Source organism: Pontibacillus salipaludis (assembly GCF_014642405.1).
Classification (GTDB): domain Bacteria; phylum Bacillota; class Bacilli; order Bacillales; family BH030062; genus Pontibacillus; species Pontibacillus salipaludis.
The window spans coordinates 195,608-218,725 of the sequence record NZ_BMIN01000001.1 but is presented as its reverse complement, the minus strand read 5'-3'; the positions used below and the strand labels follow the sequence as shown (position 1 = coordinate 218,725).

22 protein-coding genes are annotated in these 23,118 nt (G+C 39.4%); 16 read left to right on the top strand and 6 right to left on the bottom strand.

The window, feature by feature from the left end; all coding sequences use genetic code 11:
* The first annotated feature begins 37 nt into the window (after positions 1–37).
* The 3 genes from IEW76_RS01090 to IEW76_RS01080 all read left to right on the top strand — a co-directional run bounded on the left by IEW76_RS01090 (position 38) and on the right by IEW76_RS01080 (position 3,514).
* Positions 38–952 carry a formate/nitrite transporter family protein gene (locus tag IEW76_RS01090; protein ID WP_229721079.1) on the top strand — a complete coding sequence of 305 codons (915 nt, stop codon included), beginning with the start codon at positions 38–40 and terminating at the stop codon, positions 950–952.
* A gap of 117 nt (positions 953–1,069) precedes the next feature.
* Positions 1,070–2,065, top strand: coding sequence for an LLM class flavin-dependent oxidoreductase (locus tag IEW76_RS01085; RefSeq protein ID WP_188650097.1), 996 nt, complete (start codon positions 1,070–1,072; stop codon positions 2,063–2,065).
* A 135-nt stretch (positions 2,066–2,200) separates the two neighbouring features.
* Positions 2,201–3,514 carry a lysine N(6)-hydroxylase/L-ornithine N(5)-oxygenase family protein gene (locus tag IEW76_RS01080; RefSeq protein ID WP_188650095.1) on the top strand — a complete coding sequence of 438 codons (1,314 nt, stop codon included), beginning with the start codon at positions 2,201–2,203 and terminating at the stop codon, positions 3,512–3,514.
* Between the two features lie 84 nt (positions 3,515–3,598).
* Here IEW76_RS01080 and IEW76_RS01075 read toward each other — a convergent pair whose 3' ends face one another.
* The 3 genes from IEW76_RS01075 to IEW76_RS01065 all read right to left on the bottom strand — a co-directional run bounded on the left by IEW76_RS01075 (position 3,599) and on the right by IEW76_RS01065 (position 5,264).
* A complete protein-coding gene (locus IEW76_RS01075) occupies positions 3,599–3,964 on the bottom strand; it encodes a DUF4363 family protein (RefSeq protein ID WP_188650093.1) in 366 nt (121 codons plus the stop codon).
* 17 nt (positions 3,965–3,981) lie between these two features.
* Positions 3,982–4,713, bottom strand: a complete 732-nt coding sequence (locus IEW76_RS01070; protein ID WP_229721078.1) for a DUF421 domain-containing protein — start codon at positions 4,711–4,713, stop codon at positions 3,982–3,984.
* A 101-nt stretch (positions 4,714–4,814) separates the two neighbouring features.
* Complete coding sequence (locus IEW76_RS01065; RefSeq protein WP_188650091.1) at positions 4,815–5,264, bottom strand: YaiI/YqxD family protein; 450 nt, start codon at positions 5,262–5,264, stop codon at positions 4,815–4,817.
* 109 nt (positions 5,265–5,373) lie between these two features.
* Here IEW76_RS01065 and IEW76_RS01060 point away from each other — a divergent pair, with 109 nt between their 5' ends.
* Entirely contained in the window at positions 5,374–6,237 is an 864-nt protein-coding gene (locus IEW76_RS01060) for a CvfB family protein (RefSeq protein ID WP_188650089.1), read from the top strand.
* 14 nt (positions 6,238–6,251) lie between these two features.
* Here IEW76_RS01060 and IEW76_RS01055 read toward each other — a convergent pair whose 3' ends face one another.
* Together IEW76_RS01055 and yxiS are read right to left on the bottom strand one after the other, a co-directional pair.
* Complete coding sequence (locus tag IEW76_RS01055) at positions 6,252–7,460, bottom strand: MFS transporter (RefSeq protein ID WP_188650087.1); 1,209 nt, start codon at positions 7,458–7,460, stop codon at positions 6,252–6,254.
* A gap of 115 nt (positions 7,461–7,575) precedes the next feature.
* A complete protein-coding gene (yxiS, locus tag IEW76_RS01050; protein ID WP_188650085.1) occupies positions 7,576–7,881 on the bottom strand; it encodes a protein YxiS in 306 nt (101 codons plus the stop codon).
* A gap of 137 nt (positions 7,882–8,018) precedes the next feature.
* Between yxiS and IEW76_RS01045 the strand changes: the two genes are divergently transcribed.
* The 12 genes from IEW76_RS01045 (at position 8,019) to IEW76_RS00995 (ending at position 21,582) form a co-directional block, all read left to right on the top strand.
* Positions 8,019–9,101, top strand: coding sequence for a PRK06851 family protein (locus tag IEW76_RS01045; RefSeq protein ID WP_188650083.1), 1,083 nt, complete (start codon positions 8,019–8,021; stop codon positions 9,099–9,101).
* A gap of 74 nt (positions 9,102–9,175) precedes the next feature.
* Complete coding sequence (locus tag IEW76_RS01040; protein WP_229721077.1) at positions 9,176–9,865, top strand: Crp/Fnr family transcriptional regulator; 690 nt, start codon at positions 9,176–9,178, stop codon at positions 9,863–9,865.
* A 139-nt stretch (positions 9,866–10,004) separates the two neighbouring features.
* Positions 10,005–11,222, top strand: coding sequence for an NO-inducible flavohemoprotein (gene hmpA, locus IEW76_RS01035; RefSeq protein WP_188650081.1), 1,218 nt, complete (start codon positions 10,005–10,007; stop codon positions 11,220–11,222).
* 241 nt (positions 11,223–11,463) lie between these two features.
* Positions 11,464–12,705: an NAD-dependent epimerase/dehydratase family protein gene (locus IEW76_RS01030; protein ID WP_188650078.1), complete on the top strand. Its 1,242-nt coding sequence runs from the start codon at positions 11,464–11,466 to the stop codon at positions 12,703–12,705.
* A gap of 394 nt (positions 12,706–13,099) precedes the next feature.
* Positions 13,100–14,113, top strand: a complete 1,014-nt coding sequence (locus IEW76_RS20920; protein WP_268235018.1) for a Na+/H+ antiporter NhaC family protein — start codon at positions 13,100–13,102, stop codon at positions 14,111–14,113.
* A 23-nt stretch (positions 14,114–14,136) separates the two neighbouring features.
* Positions 14,137–14,691 (top strand): Na+/H+ antiporter NhaC family protein, encoded by a 555-nt coding sequence (locus tag IEW76_RS20915; protein ID WP_268235017.1) that lies wholly within the window; start codon positions 14,137–14,139, stop codon positions 14,689–14,691.
* Between the two features lie 99 nt (positions 14,692–14,790).
* The gene (locus IEW76_RS01020; RefSeq protein ID WP_188650076.1) at positions 14,791–15,969 is read left to right on the top strand and encodes an aminotransferase class I/II-fold pyridoxal phosphate-dependent enzyme; all 1,179 of its coding nucleotides are present in this window, start codon (positions 14,791–14,793) and stop codon (positions 15,967–15,969) included.
* Positions 15,962–17,638, top strand: a complete 1,677-nt coding sequence (locus IEW76_RS01015; RefSeq protein WP_188650074.1) for a thiamine pyrophosphate-dependent enzyme — start codon at positions 15,962–15,964, stop codon at positions 17,636–17,638. Before IEW76_RS01020 ends, IEW76_RS01015 begins: the two co-directional genes overlap by 8 nt.
* Before the next feature lie 59 nt (positions 17,639–17,697).
* Positions 17,698–19,200 carry an aldehyde dehydrogenase family protein gene (locus IEW76_RS01010; RefSeq protein WP_188650072.1) on the top strand — a complete coding sequence of 501 codons (1,503 nt, stop codon included), beginning with the start codon at positions 17,698–17,700 and terminating at the stop codon, positions 19,198–19,200.
* A gap of 24 nt (positions 19,201–19,224) precedes the next feature.
* Positions 19,225–20,397, top strand: coding sequence for a saccharopine dehydrogenase family protein (locus IEW76_RS01005; RefSeq protein WP_188650070.1), 1,173 nt, complete (start codon positions 19,225–19,227; stop codon positions 20,395–20,397).
* Between the two features lie 90 nt (positions 20,398–20,487).
* On the top strand, positions 20,488–21,249 hold the full coding sequence (locus tag IEW76_RS01000; protein ID WP_188650068.1) for an IclR family transcriptional regulator: 762 nt from the start codon (positions 20,488–20,490) through the stop codon (positions 21,247–21,249).
* A gap of 12 nt (positions 21,250–21,261) precedes the next feature.
* A complete protein-coding gene (locus tag IEW76_RS00995; protein WP_188650066.1) occupies positions 21,262–21,582 on the top strand; it encodes a DUF3870 domain-containing protein in 321 nt (106 codons plus the stop codon).
* 80 nt (positions 21,583–21,662) lie between these two features.
* On the opposite strand, the gene IEW76_RS00990 is transcribed toward IEW76_RS00995, so the two are convergent.
* Positions 21,663–23,117 carry an NAD-dependent succinate-semialdehyde dehydrogenase gene (locus IEW76_RS00990; RefSeq protein ID WP_188650064.1) on the bottom strand — a complete coding sequence of 485 codons (1,455 nt, stop codon included), beginning with the start codon at positions 23,115–23,117 and terminating at the stop codon, positions 21,663–21,665.
* Position 23,118 lies beyond the last annotated feature (1 nt).

Genomic DNA, 23,118 nt, shown 5'->3' with positions numbered 1-23,118 from the left:
TTATAGGGAATAGGCGAGGGAAGTGGAGGGATGAAAAATGTCGGAAAACGAACATAATAACAATGAAGCTATGACGGAAGAAGAACAAGAGGATAAAAATGTAGGAACCACAATTGAATCCCGAACAAACCCCGATCGGCCCGGAAGGCAATTTTATATTCCTTCTCAAATTGTCAGTGAATTTGCCCAAAAAGGGAAAGATCATCTATCTAAACCATTTCGGTCTCAATTTATCCTTGCCTTAACGGCAGGTTCATTTATGACATTTGGAGCCTTATTTTCAATTCTTCTTGCTATTGAAGTAGAAGTAAAAGGTCTTTATCATCTTCTTTCCGGATTTGGATTTGCAGCAGGATATGCAATGGTGTTTATATCAGGTTCTGTCCTATTTACGGAAGTTAATGTATTGTTACCAACCTATGTGTTTAATGCAATGGAAAAACAAAAAAACATACTCAAATTTTGGTTCTCGGCTTATATAGGGAATATCATTGGGGCATTATTCGTTGCTGTTTTGATTCAACTTTCTTCCTCATTATCAAATTCCTTTTATACAGAGTTATCTATGTACTTAGATAAAAAGATGAAGTTCCTTGACCATGGTTGGGTCGGTTGGTTTCAGATTGTTGTATCTGGCGTCCTTGCCAATTGGTTAATCGGGATGGCTGCTTTCTTAACAACTGCGGCAAGGGATTTAACTGGAAAGATTTTAGGAACAACATTACCGGTTGTTTTATTCGTAGCTGGAAACTTCCAGCATAGCGCAGCAAATATGGGGTATTTTAGTATGGGGATATTATCTTCTGATAAATATGAGTGGTATGAATTTCTATTCCTCAATCTTATCCCAGCTAGTATTGGGAACATAATAGGTGGTACCATATTCGTGTCTCTTATTTTCTCTTACGCCTATAAAGATGATATTCAAACAGCTTTAAACAAGAAAGATTAGCATGAATGGGGCAACTTTAACGTTGCCCTTTATTAATGCCTTTAAGCAAACAGCTCGAAATCTTGCCATTTGTATAGGACAATACGATAGAAGCACTAAAGTGAAGGAGGGAGCACTATGAAAATTAGCGTATTAGACCAGGCTCCGATATCAAAAGGAAATACTCCTGAACAAACCTTACGTAACACGGTTGAATTAGCCCAATTTGTAGAAAAACTCGGATATTATCGCTATTGGGTTGCTGAACATCACAATACAAATGGGCTCGCCAGTACCGCGCCTGAAATATTAATTACTCGTATTGCTTCCTTAACGGATAAGATTAGAGTTGGATCTGGAGGGGTCTTATTACCTCAGTACAGCCCGTTAAAAGTAGCTGAAAATTTCAAAATGCTTGAAGCTATGTTTCCGGGGCGCATTGATCTTGGTGTCGGTCGATCTCCAGGAGGAGGTCAGAAGACGCGTTTAGCTCTTACAGATGGATCACAAAAGATGCTCAGCGCTTTCTCACGACAAGTAAAAGATTTACATGGGTTCTTATACAATACGCTGCCTGAGGATCATGAATATAAAGGGGTTGTTGCTACCCCTCAAACCTCAACAAACCCCGAGACTTGGGTTCTAGGCTTATCAGACCGAGGCGCAAAACATGCAGCTATTAATGGGACTGGCTTTACATTTGGTCATTTTATTAGCCCAGATAAATCCTCTGAAGCAATATCAACTTATTTGGAACGTTTTCGTCCTTCGCCGGAAAGAAAAGAGCCTGCAGTCAATGCTTGTATATTTGTGGTCTGCGCAGAAACTAAAGAAGAAGCGGAAGAACTAGCATTAAGTCAAGACATGTGGCTTCTCCAGGTTGAAAAAGGGAAAGAAACAAGAGTTCCTTCGATCGAGGAAGTAAAAGCGCACACCTTTACAAGTGATGAGCTGAAAAAGATTGAACAAAACCGGTCAAGGGCCGTGATCGGAACACCTGATGAAGTGAAGGAGCAACTTGAAACGCTGGCACATACATACAGCGCTAACGAACTGCTACTCATTACAAATATTTATGATTTCGAAAAGAAAAAACAATCTTATAAACTAATAGCAGAGGCTTTTCAGTCTTAAATCGGAAAGGGTAGACCCCTTTCCGATTTTTTCGTCTCAAAGCCTTCCGCGTATTTTAAATTAAGAATATGTTACTATAAATAAGAGATAACAGAATTGTATAACTCTTCACAAGATAAAGGGGACATGTTTATAATGAGTTCTGACAAAATATATGACTTAATAGGCGTAGGGGTTGGCCCTTTTAATTTGAGCATGGCTGCTCTTCTAGATGACCATTCGGAAGTTGACGCTTTATTTTTTGAACAACGCTCTTCATTCGATTGGCATCCAGGAATGTTAATTGAAGGAACAAAGATGCAAGTACCTTTCATTGCCGACCTCGTTACAATGGCAAACCCTAAAAGTCACTATTCTTTCTTAAACTACATCAATGAGCACGGGAGAATGTATCCGTTCTATTTTCTTCAACGCTTAGATATACCTCGTCGGGAGTATAATGATTACTGTCAATGGGTTGCAGCTCAGTTAAGCAGTTGCCAATTCGGTACAAAAGTCGAATCGGTTCGTTACATAGAAGATAATGAAACCTATTTTGAGGTGTTAGTAGTCGATACTGATACAGGCGAAAGAAATGGTTTCAAGAGTAAACATATTCTACTTGGTACAGGAAGTGTGCCAGTTATGCCAGCATCCTTTAATCAGTTGCCAAAAGAAGACGTTTTTCATACCGCACAATTTAAAGAAAACATACATCGTTGTAGAAAAGCCGAGTCTATTACAGTCATTGGTTCTGGGCAAAGTGCTGCTGAGACATTTAGAGAGTTATTAAATGAACAACGCGAACATAACTTTCGATTGGATTGGATCACCCGTTCACCTGGATTTGCTTCCATGGAAGAATCAAAGCTTAGTCTCGAACATTTTTCACCAGACTATGTTAATTATTTTTATCAACTACCTCAATCAAAAAAAGATGAGGTGTTTGCTACCCAAGGTCTTTACTATAAAGGAATTAGTACACATACAGTTACAGACATTTATGATCTCCTTTATGAATATTCTGTTGGCGGTGAGAATCCCAATGTAGGATTGCAAGTATTAACAGAGGTAAACGGGATTACCAAGAAACCTGGAAGTAAAGGATATGAAATAGCTTGCACTCATCATCAAGAAGGAAGTTCCTTTACACATGAAACGGAAGTAGTGATTGCGGCTACAGGATACAAACCTTATGTCCCAGATTTTGTGAAATCACTAGAGGGGATAATAGAGTGGGATGAAAAAGGGCGATACAAGGTTGAAGCTGACTATCGCATTAGAAAGATAAAAATGGCTGATAATGAGATTTATGTTCACAGTGGCATATCTCATTCTCATGGAGTAGGTTCAACTAACCTTGGACTTGCCGTTCATCGAAACAAGGTCATTATAAACCACTTGTTAAAACGAGATGTTTATCCAATTCCTGATCAAAACGTGTTTCAATCTTTTAAACCCAAGAAGTAAATTCAAGGATAACTTTTCTCTGAACAAAAATGCAGATATCAATTCATTAATTGATGTCTGCTACTTTTATTTCCTCACTAATTTTCAACGACCTAAGTTTTCCCAAAGCGAGTAGAAATAGTAAATCTCCTGTAGTATGGCTTCTTGATCTTTGATTTTTATGCTTCCTTCAACTTTAGCAATAACTCCCGCAATATCTAACATGTATTCTCTCTCAGCACTAAATTGAATTCGATTTACGACCTTTTTCCAAGCCTTAGCAGTATAATCGACTTCATTCTGAGCTTTATCCCATTCTCGATCTCCTACATAATCTTCTAATTTCTCGAATGACTCATAGACACGATCTTGATTACCAAAAGGCTGTTTTAACCAACTCCCACCTGTCATGATGACTATAAATATAGTCAATGTTACAATCGGAATAGTATATAACAAAAATCGGTTCATATCTTCTTCACCTCACCTTAATAAGGGCCTGGATAATCGCTTATATCTTCTTCTACACCGACTTGTTCCTCGTACAAATCTACATATAATTTCCCATTCGGTAAGTATAGGGCGTAAAAAACATCCTCAATCTGATCAATACCTTGCTGTTTTAACTGATCTTCAATCCATTCTTGCGTCACATTTTTTTGCTGTAGGTTCTGGGTTATGAGTTGTCCCTCTTGGATTAGTTCTGTAGCAATCCCACCTTCATCGGTCGGAATCCTCAAGTCTGAAGGTGTGACGGGCAAGTATTGAGATTTAGGCAGTACAGATAATTTTCCATTTACTTCAATGAGAGCAAATTCTACATCCGTAATATTAAATACGCCTCTTTGCCTGAGAAGCATCATAAGTTCACCGACTTTAATGCGCATTTTCTTTAAGTTGTCCTCAAGAATTTTTCCATCTTTCACAACCACAGTAGGTTCACCTTCTAATACCTTTCCTAAATAACGGCTTTTCATAGAAATGACTTGTAAAATCATTGTTAAAAGGGCATACCCGGTAAGCCCTACCCAATGTCCCCATGTTGTAGCTGAGAGGTCAGTGGCCAAATTAGCTGCTATAGAACCAATAGTAATGCCATTAATATAATCAAAGAACGTTAGTTGTCCAACTTCTTGTTTTCCGAGTACGCGTGTGAAAATGAGAAGAGTAAAGAATGAAAATATTACTCTAACCACTACTACTAGGGTTTCATCGATCATAATTCAATCCTCCTGAAGGATTCGTATTATTCTTATTTTCTACTTGATTGTTTGTTCTATGCTTCAACAGCAATAAAAAAGCACCCTTTTAAAGGGGTGCTTTAAAAAGGTGCTTGTTTTATGTACTGAACCAATAACTCCCTGAATGCTTCTCGATCTTTAGACGTAAGAGCTTTAGGGCCTTTCGTTCGTTTTCCGCTTTTTCTTGCTTGAGCACTGGCGTGACGGGTAATTAAGAGACGATCGATATTGTCATGAGTATAGGCAAAACCACTATGATGGAGTACGATACATCCTTTTGTAAGGGCTAGTGAAGCAAGCCCATAATCCTGGGTAACAATGAGATCACCAGCTTGAGCTAATTGCATAATACGATAATCAGCTGCTTCTGCACCAGTATCTACATAAACAGTGTCCACACCAGGTGGTTCTTGTTTATTTGAATAATGAGAAAAGCTTTTCACAAGGGTTACATGAAGCCGCTCTTTAGTGGCTTCTTCGATAATAATTTCTTTAACAGGGCAAGCATCTGCGTCTACATATATGTTCAAACAAATTCCTCCTAAAGGTAGTTGGTTAAAGTATTTGGATCCAGGGACTAAAAAGCCTCCATAAGATATGCTATAATAGATGAATCTAGAAAAGGAAGTAGGCTAAGGAATGACAGAATTACAAGTCGGTACAACACAAAATCTTTCTGTTTTAAGAGCGATCGAAACCGGATACGTGTTGACCCTGAATAATCAAGAAGTATTACTGCACACAAATGAAGCTACAAAAGAATTGGAAGTCGATGAAGACGTCCTTGTATTTCTCTATCATACGAAAAAAGGAAGTATGGCTGCAACTATGTCCATACCGAGTGTTTCCTTTGAACAATACGACTGGGTGGAAGTAAAAGAATCCGTTAAGCGTCTCGGTGTCTTTGTAGATATCGGGATTAGCAAAGATTTGTTAGTGTCAGAAGACGACCTCCCAATAATAGAACATGTATGGCCACAGGCTGGGGACAAATTATTTGTCTGTCTATCTAATGACCAAAAGGGACGTTTGCTTGCTAAACCTGCTACTGAGAACGTAGTTGAAATGTATTGTGAACCTGCTCCAGAATCTCTTTTACATCAGTTGATAAGCGGTCATATTTATCGTTCTAATAAAGTGGGATCTTTCTTAATTACAGAAGAAGGGTACCGAGGCTTTATTCACCATTCAGAGCGCAAAGAAGAACCTCGTTTAGGTGAATGGGTGAAAGGCCGAGTTATTGATGTGAAAAGTGTAGGCACACTTAACATTTCTCTTCGCCCCGTTAAAGAAGAGGCTTTGGATGAAGATTCAGAAGAAATACTTGCATTTATGAACGAACGAGGCGGTAAAATGTTCTTTACTGATAAAAGTGATCCAGATGAAATCCGCGACACATTTAACATTAGTAAAGCTGCATTCAAGCGTGCCTTGGGGCGTTTGTTAAAACAAGGCAAGATTGAACAACACGACGGTTTAACTACACTGAAAGATTCAGAATAAAAAATGACGCCTTATTAGGCGTCATTTTTTATATTTGTTTCCGTTAGACGGAAAAGAGCGATTAGTAATGTTAAGCCTATGAAGCACACCGTAAATAGCAAAGCATTTTCTATTCCGAATTGATCAGCTACAACACCACCTGCTAAAGCCCCAAATGCATAACCACTATCACGCCAAAAGCGATACACCCCTAAAGAAGTGGCACGCCATGAAGAAGAAGCTACATCACTTATACTAGCAATTAATGTTGGATAAACCAGCGCTGTTCCGATTCCTAATAATAAAGATGCCATCAGCCAAGTGTAAAACATTGTTCCAAACAGTATACTTAGGAGGCCAATAAGTTGCAGCATTACACCTGAAAGGATGAGCCACTTGCGCCCCCATTTGTCGCTTAGTGGACCCGTAACCAGCTGGAAAATCCCCCAACTTGCCGGATAGAGAGCAATAACAAGACTCATTTGACTTCCGGATAGAGAGGTTGTAGCAAAGAATAAAGGGAATAGACCCCAAGCTACTCCGTCTTTGAAGTTGGTCGTTAATCCAATCAAGCTTGTAGTTGATAAATTGGAATCTTGAAAGGAAGTTTTAACAAAAACAGAACGAAATGTAGGTGTGGACCTTTTCATCTTTTTGTCTTTGTGCTGATGGTCTTTTACCATTGCAGACAATGTAAGACCTAAAAACACAATGAAGAAACCGATTAAGAAAGGTTCAGGTCTTGCGGAGTATCTAGTCATAACGTACCCAGACAATAAGGCTGTAAGAGACAAACCAACATAACCGGCAAATTCATTTAATCCGACCGCGATTCCTTTTTGATTGTCTTTGGCAAGGTCAATTTTCATATTTACTGTCATGGACCATGTAAGTCCTTGACTCAAGCCTAGAAGTACATTTGCTGCTATAATGATCCACCAGGATTGAGCGAATATAATTAGGAGTGGTACACAACCTGCAATGAACCATCCAACGATTAAAAGCGATTTCCTTCCAAAGCGATCCGCTAAATGTCCAGCTAATAAATTCATTAAAGCTTTAGTTACACCAAAAGAAACAATAAACGACAAAGTTGCTGTAACAGAAGCAATGCCAAATTCCTCTTTAGCTAATATAGGTAATACTGTTCTTTCTAACCCCACCATAGAGCCAACGAAAACATTAATGCACACTAATATGATAAAAGTAACAAGATTTTGGCGGATGCCTTTTTCGATATTCATATTAACCCTCCCGATACGGGTATACGTATATAAATATACCAATTTGCTGATAAGGATTCAACTCTAGAAGATTCATGCTTCCTCTATACATAAAGAAAGAGTAGCGCCTAATACGCTACTCCTTTTTGTCCCTCTCATGAATTTCTTCTGTTACAGCAAATGCAAGGTCATCGTTTCCATAAAGCGATAGCACACCAAGAAGCGTTTGGTCTGGTATATGTTCAGCTTCCTGTTTTGATACCGTTAAATCTATACCTTGTTGAAGGGAAGGGTTATCCTGTTGATTTGGATAAGCTCTGAAATACAATTCTTTCGGATCCAGGTCATGGTTAACACACCACTGAGCAAAAACAAGAATCATCATCTGTTCATCTTGTTGAAAGTTTTTAATAATTTGTTCTTCTAAGTCTTTCTTTTCCATATGTAATACTCCTTTATTAATCGGTAGCTCTATTATAGCTAGAAAAAGGATTGGCTTACAAGAATAAATGTTTAGGCATTCACCTATTAGAGGATCCCTTCATATGCTAGCGGTATCGAATGAAAGAGGGTGACTGCATGAGTCAAAATGGCCATCACTATTATATTGCAGGTAATACTGCTGAAGGATATTACCGTCTAACAGAATCCATTTTAAAAGGGTTGGATAAGTGTTATGTTCTAACCGGTGGGCCTGGCATCGGGAAGTCGACATTTATTAAGTCAGTTGCTGAAGAGGTAAAAGGGACGAAGCATTTCTTAGAATACCTACATTCTCCATCTGAACCAGGAAGTCTGGACGGTTTAATCATACGTGATAAAGGAATTGCGTTAGTAGATGAACAACTAATTCGTCATCTTAAAAAGGATGAACTGGGAGACGCACATTTTATTCATTTAAGTGAAGGGGTAGACCCAGTTTCATTAACACAACATAAAGATGATATTGTACGCCTATCAAAGCAATTGGATCGACTTTACGACCTGTCCTATAAAACCTTTAACGATTCTCTTCGCGCTCACGATGAACTTGAGGATATATACATTTCTTCGATGAACTTTAACGAAGCGAATAAGTTGACGAATGAGTTAATTCAGCTTTTTTATGGAAATGAAGATCAATCTAAAGCCTCAAAAGTTGAACATCGTTTTCTTGGTGCCGCTACACCTGAAGGGGCTAAAGATTTTATACAGCAACTCACTTCAGACATAAACAATCGATACTTTATTAAAGGAAGAGCAGGTTCAGGTAAATCAACAATGCTTAAGAAAATAGCTCAAGCGGGGGAAGAAAAAGGGTATGATTTGGAAGTATATCACTGTGGGTTTGACCCAAATAGTCTAGACATGATTATCTTACGCGAACTCGGTATTGCTATTTTTGATTCCACTGCTCCCCATGAATACTTCCCAGACCGAGAAAATGATGAAATTGTCGATGTTTACAAGCGATGCATCCAGGCAGGAACAGATGAAGCATATGCAATTGAGATAGATCGCACCACGAAAAAGTATAAAGATAAAATGAATGAGGCTATATCCCTCCTTGAAAATGCGAAGAATGTAAGAGATCAACTCAAAACCATTTATTCAAAAGCTATGGACTATGCATTTGTAGATCAGAAAAAAGAAGAGTGGATTAATGATATTCTACGTAAGTAAAAGGCCCATATCGGGTCTTTTTCTTCGTTTAGTTTCAACGTGTTACACTTGCATAGTGAAGGAGGGAATTAGAATTGACGGAGGAAACAAATTATTTATTGAAACAAATCCCTTTATTCTCCACATTAGAGGAAAAGGACTTATACACTTTAGGCACAATTACCACGAAGCGTCTCTATCAAAAGCAAGAAGTCGTCTTTATGGAGGGGCAAGAACGAGAGGCTGTTTACTTTATAAGAAAAGGGATTATTAAAACATCTAAAACAGACCTAAATGGGAAGGAGCATATCATTAACTTTCTTCAATCAGGAGAAATGTTTCCCCATGTAGGTTTTTTTGAACAAACACCGTATCCCGCTACTGCGCAAGTATTAGAAGAAGCGGAGCTTTACGTTATTCGAATTAAGGACTTCGATCAGCTTATGCTCGATCACCCATCTATTGCTGTTCAGGTAATGAAGGTTATGGGACAAAAGTTATCTCTTCTCACAGAACGTATTCAGGAGTTATCTTCAAGAGATGTAAGGCATCGTGTAATCTCAACATTAATTCGACTTGCAGAAGAATCGGGGATTACTGTTGAAAATCAACCTGCTTATATTAGCGTTCCACTTACAAATACACACCTAGCTAATATGGTAGGCTCTACAAGAGAAAGTATAAATCGGATTTTGAATGAATTAAAGAAGAAAGAGCTTATCCGTTCGAGTCGCTCTTCAATTGAGATTATGAACCTCTCAGACTTAAAAGATTCTTTAAGGTAAAGGTCTTGCAAAATTTTATGTGATAGTTTCTGTAACAACATTGTCAAAAATAGTGTGATATACATCACAAAACATAAGGATCCTCTTATTTACAATGTACATATAGGAAGAACAATACGTACTTATGGAGGTTTTATAGATGCTTTCTAACGAAAATATAGCGATTATTAAGTCAACAGCTCCTATCTTAAAAGACAGAGGTGTAGAAATTACTTCCCGTTTCTATGAACGCTTATTTGCTAATCACCCTGAACTATTACATCTGTTTAATCAAACGAATCAAAAGAAAGGTCGTCAACAAACAGCTTTAGCAAACGCAGTTTATGCGGCGGCTGAAAACATTGACCGACTAGAAGAGATCCTACCTGTAGTGAAACAAATTGCACATAAGCACAGAAGTATTGGTGTCCAAGCTGAGCACTATCCAGTTGTAGGTGAACATTTGCTGTTAGCCATGAAAGAAGTCCTTGGTGATGGAGCTACTCCAGAAGTATTACAAGCATGGGAAGAAGCTTATAGTATTATTGCAAACGTCTTCATTGAAATAGAACAAGATATGTATGATGAAGCTGCCATGCAGCCTGGAGGATGGGAAGGTTTTAAAGCGTTTAAAGTTACCCGTAAGGAGATCGAGAGTGATGTGATTACCTCTTTCTATTTAGAACCTATTGACAAGAAGCCCTTACCTAGCTTTTCACCAGGACAGTATATTAGTGTTCAATTGCATATCGAGGGAGAGGCTTATACACATGTTCGTCAGTATAGTTTATCCGATGCCCCACATCAAGATTACTACCGGATTAGCGTTAAACAGGAATGTGATCATGACCCAGAAGGGGTGGTTTCCAACTATTTACACAAATCGATTAAAGAAGGGGATACGATTCCAGTAAGTGCTCCAGCTGGTGACTTCGTATTAGATACATCAAGAGATACTCCATTAGTGTTAATTAGTGGTGGTGTCGGTCTTACACCTCTAGTAAGCATGTTAAAAACGGTTGTAACTCAACAGCCTAATCGTGAAGTTACCTTTATCCACGCTGCCAGAAATAGTCAGCTACATGCGCTTAAGGGAGAAATAAACCAAATTGTTAAGCAAATTGACACGGTTAAAAATTATACGTTGTATTCAAATCCAACCGAAGAGGATAGGAAATTAAAAGATTTAAACACAGGGTATATAACATTAGAATGGTTGCAAAAGGTTCTCCCACATAATCAGATGGACTTTTATTTCTGTGGACCGTCTGGGTTTATGAATGCGACTTTCCAGGCGTTACAACAATGGGGGGTACCGGAAGAACGTATGCATTATGAATTCTTTGGCCCGGCCAAACAACTAGAAACAGTTCACTAAATGAACCTTAATATTCCAAAAAGAACTAAGAGTTACATGCTCTTGGTTCTTTTTTATTGTCATCATAGTTAACGGGCTGTGAATATAGTTGCACCAAATTCCCGCTTTCGTTATGATGAAAAGGGGTTTTTATAAAAAGGAAAACATTATACTCCTGTAGTAGACCATCTAGCATTATGTTCTTTCCTTACTTTCTCTCCTAAAGAAACAGTACATATTAACGATAAAAGGGTGTATTTAAATGAGTTCAGAAAGTAAACACACACAATCAAGAAAAAAGATTTTTGTCTTAGGAGGGGATGGATTCTGTGGTTGGCCTACAAGTCTTCACCTATCTAATATAGGTCATGAAGTTGTAATCATCGACAATCTCTCCAGACGTAATATTGATAACGAACTAGAAGCGGATTCATTGACCCCTATTAAGCCAATGGGGACAAGGATCGAAGCATGGAAGGAAGTATCAGGGAACACGATCGGCTTTCATAACATCGATATCGCCGAAGATTACGAAGGTTTTCTTGCCGTTTTAAATTCAGAAAAGCCTGACGCGATTGTTCATTTTGCTGAGCAACGTTCAGCTCCCTATTCAATGAAATCACCAAAACATAAACGTTATACGGTTAATAATAATATTAATGCTACGCATAATGTTCTTTGTGCCATCGTAGAATCCGGCTTGGATACTCATCTTGTTCACTTAGGAACTATGGGTGTCTATGGTTATGGAACAGCGGGCATGAAGATTCCTGAGGGGTACCTCGATGTGGAAGTGAAAACAGAAGCGGGCGAACGAATTGAACAACAAATTCTTTACCCAACGAACCCAGGTTCTGTCTATCATATGACTAAAACACAAGATCAATTACTCTTCCAATACTATAATAAGAACGATTCCATACGTATTACGGACTTGCATCAAGGAATCGTATGGGGTACAAATACAGCTGAAACAAATATGGATGATCGCTTAATTAATCGTTTTGATTATGACGGCGATTATGGTACAGTATTAAATCGTTTCTTAATGCAAGCTGCAGTTGGTTATCCAATTACAGTGCACGGTACAGGTGGACAAACACGTGCCTTTATTCATATTCAAGACACGGTCCGTTGTATCGAACTCGCTATTGAAAATGCACCTTCGAGTGAGGATCGCGTAATGATCTTTAATCAGATGACAGAAACCCATCGTGTTAACGACTTAGCAAAGTTAGTTAGTGAAATGACAAACGGCGAAATTGCTTATGTATCCAACCCACGTAAAGAAGCTGCTGCAAACGATCTTCATGTAAGAAATGATCTCTTCTTATCTAAGGGATTAAACCCAACAACACTAGATACAGGGCTTCTACAGGAAGTAACTGAAGTTGCAGGGAAATATGCTCACAGAGCTGATTATTCGAAAATTCCAGCCACAAGTACGTGGACAAAGGAACAACAACCTGGCATACCAGAAACAAGTAAAGAATTAAATAAGTAATTATAAGAAAGCCTCCAGTCTTAAATTGGAGGTTTTTTATTTTGGCATATGGTTCCTAAAAACCTTCGGATTAAATTCTTAAGGTGTTTTCTAACAAGTATTTTTGCTATGAGTTGGTTATAAATCCTCACTAGACATTCTGCAAGTCAAATAGAAGTGCATATACAAAACAAATGATTACAAGATTATATAGTGATATGTAACAAGAATCTTTTATATGGAATTTATTTCAAAAACATTCTTTACTCCCATTCCTTATAACTAAAATTTGTGCAATAATATTAAATAATTCAAATATTCTGACTTAATTTACGGGAGGGGGATCGATTGAGCAAACGTTTAGCAATGTAGAGTGGCTCAGCCAGGTATGAAATAGAATAAGGGAGACTAAAGTATGGAAAATACGGTTTGGTCTTTGTTACCTCCTTTGTTAGCGATTTTATTTGTGTTGCTAACTAAGCGTGTATTAGTATCTCTGGCAATTGGAATCGTAGCTGCATCTTTGTTATTAGCTCAATTTAATGTGTTAGATAGCTTCTGGTTAATATGGGACGCATTTTCAGGCGTGTTTGTTGATGGTGAATCATTAAATACTTGGAACGTGTTTATTTTGTTATTTGTACTTATGCTTGGTGTCATTACTGCTTTCATTAGTATGATGGGAGGTGCTCGTGCTTTCGGTGAGTGGATGATCAAACGAGTCAAATCGAGGGCAGGGGCGCAAGTTATGACAGCTCTATTAGGAATCGTAATTTTCATCGATGATTATTTTAACAGTCTTACAGTAGGGCAAGTTTGTAAACCTGTAACGGATCAACACCGCATTTCAAGAGCAAAGCTCTCATACATTATTGATTCTACAGCCGCTCCCGTATGTGTCGTTGCACCTATCTCTAGTTGGGGAGCTTATATTATAGGTATTATAGGAAGTATTTTAGTTACACAAGGCATTAATGACTTTTCTGCTTTCAGTGCCTTTATTCAGATGATCCCGATGAACTTATATGTATGGGCAGCTCTAGGACTAGTTTTTGTTATCGCTATACGAAACGTCGATTTCGGTCCGATGAATGTTCACGAAAAACGAGCACTTCAGACAGGGCAAGTAACTGACCCTGCTCACAAAGAAGTTGTTGATGCTGAGGAAAAACTTCCAATAAGTAAGAAAGGAAGAGTGCGTGACTTATTTGTGCCACTTACCATTTTGTTTGTCTCCACGGTCGGTATGATCGTATGGTCAGGAATTAGTGCCACTACAGAAGAAATGACACTCATTAACGTATTCGGAAATGCTGATGTGCCAAAAGGTTTACTAGTGGGAGGAATTGTCGGCCTAGTTGTTACATTTGTTATGTACTACTCACAGAGTTCAAAGAATGAAGGTTTTCAGAATCTAAACTTTGGCTAGGTGTAAAAGAAGGAACACGATCAATGATGCATAGTATAGGGATTTTAATACTAGCATGGATGATTGTATCTTTAATTGACCAACTTGGTACGGGTAATTTTCTTGCAGAAATTGTGAAAGAGGCCAATATAAGCGCTAGCTTCTTACCAGCCATTCTTTTCGTTTTCGCAGGTGTGATTGCCTTTTCAACAGGTACTTCGTGGGGGTCTTTTGGGTTGCTTCTCCCAATTGCAGGTCAAATTGCAGTAGCTACAGACGTGAACTTACTTTTACCAATGCTTGCTGCTGTACTCGCAGGTGCCGTAATGGGGGATCATTGTTCTCCAATATCTGATACAACGATTCTCTCTTCAACAGGGGCAAATTGTCATCACATGGACCATGTCACTACACAAATACCTTATGCCCTTACTGCTGCGGCAATTTCCTTGCTAGGATATATCGTTTTAGGACTAACAAACAGCACTTGGTTAAGCTTATGCATGGTTGTCGTAGGGCTAATCATTGTTTATATTTTATTGAAACCAACCCCTCAATCCATGGTGAGAAACGAACAACAAGATTCCATCGCAAAGTAGAGTTAAAAGCTTTCTTTAAATTGTCATGTGACTTCACTACTATTCATATAATGAAATGGCGTTTCGATTAGTGAAATGATAAAGAGGAGGGTGCACCTTATGACATTTGTGTCCCAAAAAGTAAATAGTTTACCCCCATATTTATTTTCCGTTTTTCATCAAAAGAAAAAGGAACTAGAGGCACAAGGAATAGATGTTATTGACCTTGGTATTGGAGCTCCTGATTTACAAACACCTTCCTTTATCATTGATCGACTGACTGAGGAAGTTAAAAAATCAGCTCACCATAAATACTCTCCCTATAGTGGTATTCAAGAATTCAAAGAAGCTGTAGCTCGCTTTTACAAGAACTATCACGGGGTTTCTCTTAATCCAGAAACAGAGATATTGACACTTATTGGCTCGAAAGAAGGGTTAGCTAATCTAATTCGAGCTGTGGTAGACCCTGGAGACAGTGTCCTCCTTCCTGATCCCGGATATCCAGTCTATCAGTCTGCTGTACATCTAGCTTATGGAAACTCGATTCGATTACCTCTTGATCCGTTCAATGGATATACCCCTATGTATGAGAAGCTGTCCCAAGAAGAGATACAGAATACCAAAGTCATGTTATTAAACTATCCTAGTAATCCAACGGGGGCAACAGTAGAGTATAGAACATTTTTGGAAGCGTTTACATTTGCTAAAAAACATGGTCTTTGTCTTGCTCACGATGCAGCCTATAGTCTTGTAACATTTGGTGGCTATAAGGCTCCTAGTTTACTTGAGGTACCAGGCGCTAAAGACATAGCTGTTGAATTTGGATCTCTTTCCAAGAGTTTTAATATGACCGGTTGGAGAATCGGCTATGTCGCCGGGAGTCCAGAATTAATTCGTGCAATGTCAATCATCAAAAGCAACACTGACACAAGTCAATTTATTCCCATACAACAAGCAGGGGCGACTGCCCTTAATAGTGACTTCAGTACAGTAAAAGAGAATAATCATATCTATGAGGAACGACTAGAAAGTATACTCCATGTTCTAAAAGAACTAAACATTCAAGCAGAAAAACCTCGTGGAACATTCTTTGTTTGGGCTAAAGTTCCAAATGGCTATTCATCGCAAACTTTTGCTGAAAAGCTACTTAATGAAGCTGGAGTTATTGTTACCCCTGGTCACGCATTTGGTAAAGGTGGAGAGGGATACTTTCGTTTATCTTTATGTGTTCCAACAGATCGTTTAAATGAAGCTGTTCAACGTATGCAAGCTCTAGACTGGGAGGTAACAAATGATTGAGAAGAGTTCAAAAACCACTAAACGTACGCTTACAAGCGCTCACGCTATTGTAGAGTGCATGAAAATTGAAGGAGTAAAACACGTATTTTGTGTTCCTGGAGAAAGTTACCTTCCTATTATGGATGCAATTTATGATGAACCTTCCATCAAGCTCATATCTGCTCGTCATGAAGGCGGAGCATCATTCATGGCAGAAGGTTATGCCAAGGCTAGCGGTAAACCAGGTGTGGTAATGGCTACAAGAGGGGTTGGGGGATCAAACCTGACGATAGGAGTTCATACAGCACACCAGGATTCCACACCTATGGTTGTATTCCTTGGGCAAGTACACAGCGACTTTAGGGGGAGAGAAGGGTTTCAAGAAGTTGATCTTGACCAGTATTTTAGCCATATTGCGAAATGGACAGTGGAAATACGTGATGCAAAAAGGGTTCCAGAATTAGTCCAGAGAGCCTTTAGAGTAGCTCAAACCGGTAGGCCAGGTCCTGTCGTTGTATCTCTCCCAGAAGATCTCTTGCTACACGAATCTGTTATGGCATTTGGCCCTCCTGTTCGAAGACCTGCACCTCGCCCTTCACAAAATGAGATTAATGGTGTTGAACAGTTATTACAATCTTCGGAACATCCAATAATCATTGCTGGTGGAGGCGTTAAGGCTTCTGGAGCTGAGGAGGAATTAAAACAATTTGCAAACAAGTATCAAATTCCCGTCATGGCATCGTTCAGAAGACATGATGTTTTGCCAAATGACCACCCTCTCTATTTGGGCCACCTAGGTTTAGGAACTCACAAATCTATTTTAGAAACCGTTCAACAATCGGATGTAATCCTTGCTTTTGGTACTCGCTTATCAGAAGTCACAACACAGGATTACTCAATGATTACGGGGGAGAAGAGGCTTGTTCACATAGATATTGACTACGAAACAATTGGCAAAACCTATCAGCCTGATATCGGCATAGTTGCCGATCTTAAAGAAGGTTTACAAGATCTATTATCTATTAACCTATCAACTGTGTGGAAGGACTGGGCAGAGGAACGAAGGAAAGTATATGAAAATGTGACGAGACTTACTCTACAAGATTTAGATTGTCATAATTTCCATTCACAAATTATAGGTAAGCTACAAGCTCACTTACCTAAGGATGCATTAGTAACAAATGATGCAGGAAACTTTGCGGGTTGGTTACATACCTTCTTTCAGTTTACAGAGAGAAATACGTATGTAGGCCCTACTTCTGGTGCAATGGGGTATGGTATGCCTGCCGCTCTTGGTGCAAAGCTTGCTCACCCACAACGTACAGTCATCTCTCTTTCAGGGGACGGCGGGTTTATGATGACCATGCAGGAGATCGAAACAGCGGTTAGATACAACATCCCGATCATATCTATTGTATTTAACAATAAAATGTACGGAACTATACGTATGCACCAGGAGATGCATTATCCTTTTAAGCCAATTGGTACAGAGCTTGGAAGCGTTCCGTTTACTAATCTGGCCCAATCTATTGGAGCGACTGGGTACTTTGTTCGGACCATTGATGAATTTGAAATGGCTATCCAGTGCGCACTCCAAACCGAGAAGCCAGTCGTCATTGAAATCGAAAGCGATCCGAATCTCATTTCGGTCTCCTCTACGATTGAGGGGATCAGAAAGCAACAAAGGTAAGTGTTATGGACATCATTGTTCATTAACCATATAACTATCATTCTAAGGAGGTCATTTTCATGACAAAAACACTCATCCAAGAAGAAAAACTAATGAACTTTATTAACGGTAATTGGGTAAACACTTCTAGCAACCAATTCACAGAGGTGAAGAATCCTGCAAATTTGGAAACACTTGTCCAAGTTCCCTTATCAAGTGAGGAGGATGTGAACAAAGCTGTCCAAACAGCAAAGGAAGCACAAAAAGAATGGGCGCTTGTGCCAGCTCCACAGCGAGCAGAAGTTTTGTATCGGGTAGGTATGTTAATGAAAGAAAGAAAAGAGGACCTTTCACAAATCTTAACGATGGAGAATGGAAAAGTCATTGAAGAAGCACGTGGAGAAGTTCAAGAAGGCATCGACATGGCTTTTTATATGGCAGGAGAAGGGCGAAGATTATTTGGTCAAACTACTCCTTCTGAGCTAAAAGACAAATTTGCTATGAGCGTACGAGCGCCAGTCGGAGTTGTAGGTATTATTACGCCTTGGAACTTCCCAATTGCCATAGCTACTTGGAAGTCATTTCCCGCCATTGTAGCAGGAAATGCGGTGGTTTGGAAGCCTGCCACAGAGACGCCGCTAATGGCTTATGAACTTGCCAAGATTTTTGAAGAATCTGGTTTGCCTAAAGGCGTATTAAATGTAGTATTTGGTTCAGGATCTAAGGTTGGTAATACGATGGTTCATCATAAGGATGTACGCGTAATCTCTTTTACAGGATCTAATGATGTAGGGAGGACGATTGCAGCCAAATGCGGAGAGCAACTTAAAAAAGTGTCTCTAGAAATGGGCGGGAAGAACGCTGTGATCGTCATGGATGATGCAGATTTATCCCTGGCCACAGAAGGCATACTGTGGAGTGCTTTTGGCACTAGCGGACAGCGCTGTACAGCTTGTAGCAGGGTGATTGTACATGAAGATGTAAAAGAACGTCTTGAAGAGCGCCTCCTTTCAGAGATGGAGAAACTTACTATTGGAAACGGACTAGATGAAACGAATAAAGTTGGCCCGATTATTAACAAAGATGGCCTTGAAAAGATCCAGAACTATATTAAGATCGGTCAAGAAGAAGGCGCAAAATTACTTGCGGGGGGATATGTATTAACTAATGGAGAATATGCAGATGGGAACTATTTTGCCCCAACGCTGTTTACGGACGCTACGCCTGATATGAAGATCGCACAAGAGGAGATATTCGGTCCTGTCGTATCCTTGATACCTGTTAAGAGCTTCGAGGAGGCAATTGAAGTAAACAACGGTGTTGAATATGGCTTATCAAGTTCTGTTTTCACGCGAGATGTGAACCGAGTTTTTGCTGCTCAAAGAGATTTAGATACAGGTATTGTTTATGTCAATGCTGGGACAACAGGTGCTGAAATCCATTTACCATTTGGAGGCACGAAAGGAACTGGGAATGGACATCGTGATTCAGGTGTAGCGGCCCTTGATGTATTTACAGAGTGGAAAGCAGTCTATGTAGACTACAGCGGTAAACTCCAACGAGCTCAAATCGACGTTGATTAATTCTTAAAAGGGGGACTTGATCTCATGAAAATAGGTGTACTAGGTTCAGGTTTAATGGGTAAAGAAGCCGCACGTGACTTAACTCAAAATCCAGCTGTTGTAGAAGTTGGGCTGGCTGATATTGAATTAGGGCGAGCCGAAGCAGTATGTCGAATACTGAACTCTTCTAAACTTAAAGCGTATCAAGTTGATGCCGGAAACCCTACAGACTTAAAAGCATATATAAGACAGTTTGATGTAGTCATTAATGCATTGTTCTACTCCTTTAATGAGCGAGTCGCACAGGCAGCGATAGAAGTTGGGGTAAGCTCGGTAGACTTAGGTGGTCATATTGGAAGCGTTACAGATAATGTTCTACGCATGCATGATGATGCCAATATAGCTAATGTAACGATTATACCTGACCTCGGCGTTGCCCCAGGTATGATTAACATTTTATCGGGTTATGGAGCTAGCAAACTGGACCATCCTGAGTCGATCCGTTTATTTGTTGGAGGCATCCCTGTAAAACCAGAAGCACCACTTGAGTATAATCATGTTTTCTCCATGGAAGGATTATTTGACCACTACACGGATCCATCTACGATTATTCGGAATGGATCAAAGCAACAAGTAGCTTCTTTAACGGAGGTTGAACGTCTTTACTTTGATAAATTTGGTCCCCTGGAGGCGTTTCATACCTCTGGTGGCACATCAACATTGCTTCATTCTTTTCCGAATATTCATGACCTCGAGTACAAAACAATACGATACCCAGGTCATGCAGAGAAAATGAAACTGTTAGTAGATCTTAATCTTACAAGTAATGATTATGAAGTAGAAATAAACGGAATGATGGTAAAACCTCGTGAAGTGCTCCTTAAAACCATTGATCCAATAGTTGATCTTAAGGATAAAGATGATGCAGTACTTTTACGCGTTCAAGTAAGCGGGCTTAAAAATGGTCAAAAAACAACTTATGAATATGAAATGGTAACCTTTAAGGACCGTTCTAGTAACGTAACCGCAATGGCACGTGCAACTGCTAATACGATTTCAGTCGTCTCACAATTAATTGGTAGTGGGGTGATCACGAAAAGAGGCGTGCACCCTCCTGAAAAAATTGTGCCTGGAGATGTCTACATTAAAGAAATGGCGAAACGAGGTGTAGATATTAAAGAAAAAATGACGATTCATCCATCACATGTACAAATCTAAGAACACAAGGGGAGGGATCAATTGATCCCTCCTTTTTATAAAGAGTCTGTACGAATATTATGAGGGCAAGATAAACAAAGGAGACCAAAGATGAATCAGAGTGTCATGAAAGCTTTGAAACTACTGGACTACTTTACAGAAGAGACACCAGAACTCACCCTCAGAGAGATCACACTAAAATCAAACCTTCCAAAGGCAACTGCTTATCGTCTACTTTCATCGCTCGAAAAAGGAGGATTTCTAGTAAAATCAAAGGAATCTGAATATGATAGTCGTTATCGCCTAGGAATTAAGTTAATGGAACTCGGGTACCGTGTGGCAGATCAAATTGAGTTAAGACGGATTGCAAAGCCTTTAATGGAGGCTTTAGCAAAAGATATAAATGAGGTCATCCATCTTGCAGTAGTGAATGATGATAAAGCGACCTATATTGAGAAAGTTGATTCAAATCGAGCGCTTCGCTTGTATACGAAGATCGGGAAAACGGTTCCTCTTTATATAGGGTCAGGCCCTAAACTTCTTTTTGCATTTACACAATCAGATAAAAAGATGAGTATTTTAAGAGATTTATCATTATCCATGGATGATTGCACTCAAATCGATTTAGAAGATCTTAAGCTTGAATTAGAAATGATCAGAATGCAAGGATACTCAATTAGCAAGGGGGAGCAAGACCATGATACAACAGGAATCTCTTATCCAATCTATAATCACAAGAATGAAGTTATAGCCGCTCTCGCTGTGAGTGGGTTGTCGAGTCATTTCGAAGGGCACAATTTGAGTGTAATTAAGGAGGCTGCAGCACGCACTGCTCATCAAATTTCTATAAGTATCGGTTATCGACAATACTAGTGGGGGGATTATGTGAAGACGTACTTTATTGCTGGTCACGCTAGATTGCCTGCTGGAATGGCTGCTCACAATATGTATGATGTCCTAACAATTACAGCAGAAGTGGATTGTAACTATGGTGTCATCATGGAGGCTAACTGTACGTTGGCAACAGAACACGGACGTCAGTTTATTAGCGAACTTCTTAGAGGGTATAGCTTGAGGCATTCTGTTGATGAACCTATTGAAGCTATACGACACCATTATTTAGGTAAAGCGGGGAATGCCCTCGTATCCGCTTTAAAGGATTTATACAAGCAGTACGAACTACAATACGAGGCCAAGCATTCATAGTCACATCTATGGATGCTTTCTTTTTCATATACAAAAACTCTCTCATGAATGAGCGAGTCATCCAAAAGAGAGTAATGTCTTTATTCATCAATCATCGTCGAGATATATTTAATATTTACATACTCATGAATACCAAGTGATCCTCCTTCTTTGCCAATTCCAGATTGCTTAATCCCTCCAAATGGAGCCTCTGGAACAGCTGGAAATACGTCATTTACTCCTACGATTCCATATTGAAGAGCTTCTGATACTCTCGTAGCGCGACTCAGGTTTTCAGTAAATAAGTAGGCTGCTAGGCCATAGTCTGTGTCATTAGCTCTATGAATCACGTCTGCTTCTTCTATAAAAGTCTGAAGCGGTAGAAGGGGACCAAATGTTTCTTCTTGCATCACTTTCATATCATTAGTGACCTTCGTCAGAAGAGTGGGGGAATAGAAGTGGCCACTCAAGTCAACCTGGAGGGGGGCGCCTCCGTTTAGAACCTTTGCTCCTTTTTGAATAGCATCCTCTACATGGGATTGCACTTTATCTAATGATTGTCGGTTAATTAAGGGGCCTAGATCTACACTTTTTTCTAACCCGTTTCCTGCTTTTAGATGACGAATCTTATTCTGAAGTAAGTCTATAAAACGTTCTTTAACATTCTCATGTACATAAACGCGATTAGCACATATACACGTTTGCCCGCTATTACGAAATTTGCTAGCTAAGGTTTGACTAGCAGCACGTTCAAGATTGGCATCTTCAAATACAAGAATAGGTGCATGACCACCAAGTTCGAGTGAAAGTTTCTTAAGTGTATCTGCACTACCTTTCATTAGGAGCTTTCCGACTTCTGTAGATCCAGTAAAGGTAATCAAACGTACATCTCTACTCTCCATTAAAGCAGAACCTATTTCTAAAGCATCACCTGTAACTAAATTAACGACTCCATCTGGAACGCCTGCTTCTGCTAAAATTGAAACTAGTTCTATAGCAGATAAAGGTGTTTCGGGAGCGGGTTTTAAGATAACGGTACATCCTGAAGCAAGTGCTGGAGCAAGCTTTCTAGCAATCATGGAAGAAGGGAAGTTCCAAGGTGTAATGGCTGCAATTACTCCAATAGGTTCTGGCTTTACAAGTAGTCGTTTTCCTGGAATGGAAGAAGGAATCCATTCTCCGTATAAACGATTCGCTTCTTCAGCATACCAAAGAAAAAAGTTTGCAGCGGACCGGATTTCTCCCTTAGCTTCTGCTAATGGTTTTCCTTGTTCCATCGTTAAGATTGTAGAGAGACGATCCACACGTTCTAATAATAACTCATGAGTTCTATATAAAATTTCCGACCGTTCTCGTGCAGTCTTCTTAGACCATGAGTGGAAGGCAGAGGAAGCGGATTGGATTGCACTTTCTGCTTCTGTTCGACCTGCCCATGCGACCTCCGTTAGTTTCTCATGCGTGGCTGGGTTAATGACACTTTCTGATCTTCCTGAAATGGAACTTTGCCACTTTCCATTAATAAAAAGGGAGTTTAAGCTGTCATCCCATATAATCATT

What these genes read in the sequence shown, in the direction of transcription:
- IEW76_RS20920 (WP_268235018.1), top strand. Translation starts at nt 13,100, where the DNA reads ATGGAAAATACGGTTTGGTCTTTGTTACCTCCTTTGTTAGCGATTTTA.
- IEW76_RS01070 (WP_229721078.1), bottom strand. Translation starts at nt 4,713, where the DNA reads ATGATCGATGAAACCCTAGTAGTAGTGGTTAGAGTAATATTTTCATTC.
- IEW76_RS01020 (WP_188650076.1), top strand. Translation starts at nt 14,791, where the DNA reads ATGACATTTGTGTCCCAAAAAGTAAATAGTTTACCCCCATATTTATTT.
- IEW76_RS01080 (WP_188650095.1), top strand. Translation starts at nt 2,201, where the DNA reads ATGAGTTCTGACAAAATATATGACTTAATAGGCGTAGGGGTTGGCCCT.
- IEW76_RS01005 (WP_188650070.1), top strand. Translation starts at nt 19,225, where the DNA reads ATGAAAATAGGTGTACTAGGTTCAGGTTTAATGGGTAAAGAAGCCGCA.
- hmpA (WP_188650081.1), top strand. Translation starts at nt 10,005, where the DNA reads ATGCTTTCTAACGAAAATATAGCGATTATTAAGTCAACAGCTCCTATC.
- IEW76_RS01015 (WP_188650074.1), top strand. Translation starts at nt 15,962, where the DNA reads ATGATTGAGAAGAGTTCAAAAACCACTAAACGTACGCTTACAAGCGCT.
- IEW76_RS00990 (WP_188650064.1), bottom strand. Translation starts at nt 23,117, where the DNA reads ATGATTATATGGGATGACAGCTTAAACTCCCTTTTTATTAATGGAAAG.
- IEW76_RS01030 (WP_188650078.1), top strand. Translation starts at nt 11,464, where the DNA reads ATGAGTTCAGAAAGTAAACACACACAATCAAGAAAAAAGATTTTTGTC.
- IEW76_RS20915 (WP_268235017.1), top strand. Translation starts at nt 14,137, where the DNA reads ATGATGCATAGTATAGGGATTTTAATACTAGCATGGATGATTGTATCT.
- IEW76_RS01075 (WP_188650093.1), bottom strand. Translation starts at nt 3,964, where the DNA reads ATGAACCGATTTTTGTTATATACTATTCCGATTGTAACATTGACTATA.
- IEW76_RS01085 (WP_188650097.1), top strand. Translation starts at nt 1,070, where the DNA reads ATGAAAATTAGCGTATTAGACCAGGCTCCGATATCAAAAGGAAATACT.
- IEW76_RS01090 (WP_229721079.1), top strand. Translation starts at nt 38, where the DNA reads ATGTCGGAAAACGAACATAATAACAATGAAGCTATGACGGAAGAAGAA.
- yxiS (WP_188650085.1), bottom strand. Translation starts at nt 7,881, where the DNA reads ATGGAAAAGAAAGACTTAGAAGAACAAATTATTAAAAACTTTCAACAA.
- IEW76_RS01010 (WP_188650072.1), top strand. Translation starts at nt 17,698, where the DNA reads ATGACAAAAACACTCATCCAAGAAGAAAAACTAATGAACTTTATTAAC.
- IEW76_RS01060 (WP_188650089.1), top strand. Translation starts at nt 5,374, where the DNA reads ATGACAGAATTACAAGTCGGTACAACACAAAATCTTTCTGTTTTAAGA.
- IEW76_RS01045 (WP_188650083.1), top strand. Translation starts at nt 8,019, where the DNA reads ATGAGTCAAAATGGCCATCACTATTATATTGCAGGTAATACTGCTGAA.
- IEW76_RS01055 (WP_188650087.1), bottom strand. Translation starts at nt 7,460, where the DNA reads ATGAATATCGAAAAAGGCATCCGCCAAAATCTTGTTACTTTTATCATA.
- IEW76_RS01000 (WP_188650068.1), top strand. Translation starts at nt 20,488, where the DNA reads ATGAATCAGAGTGTCATGAAAGCTTTGAAACTACTGGACTACTTTACA.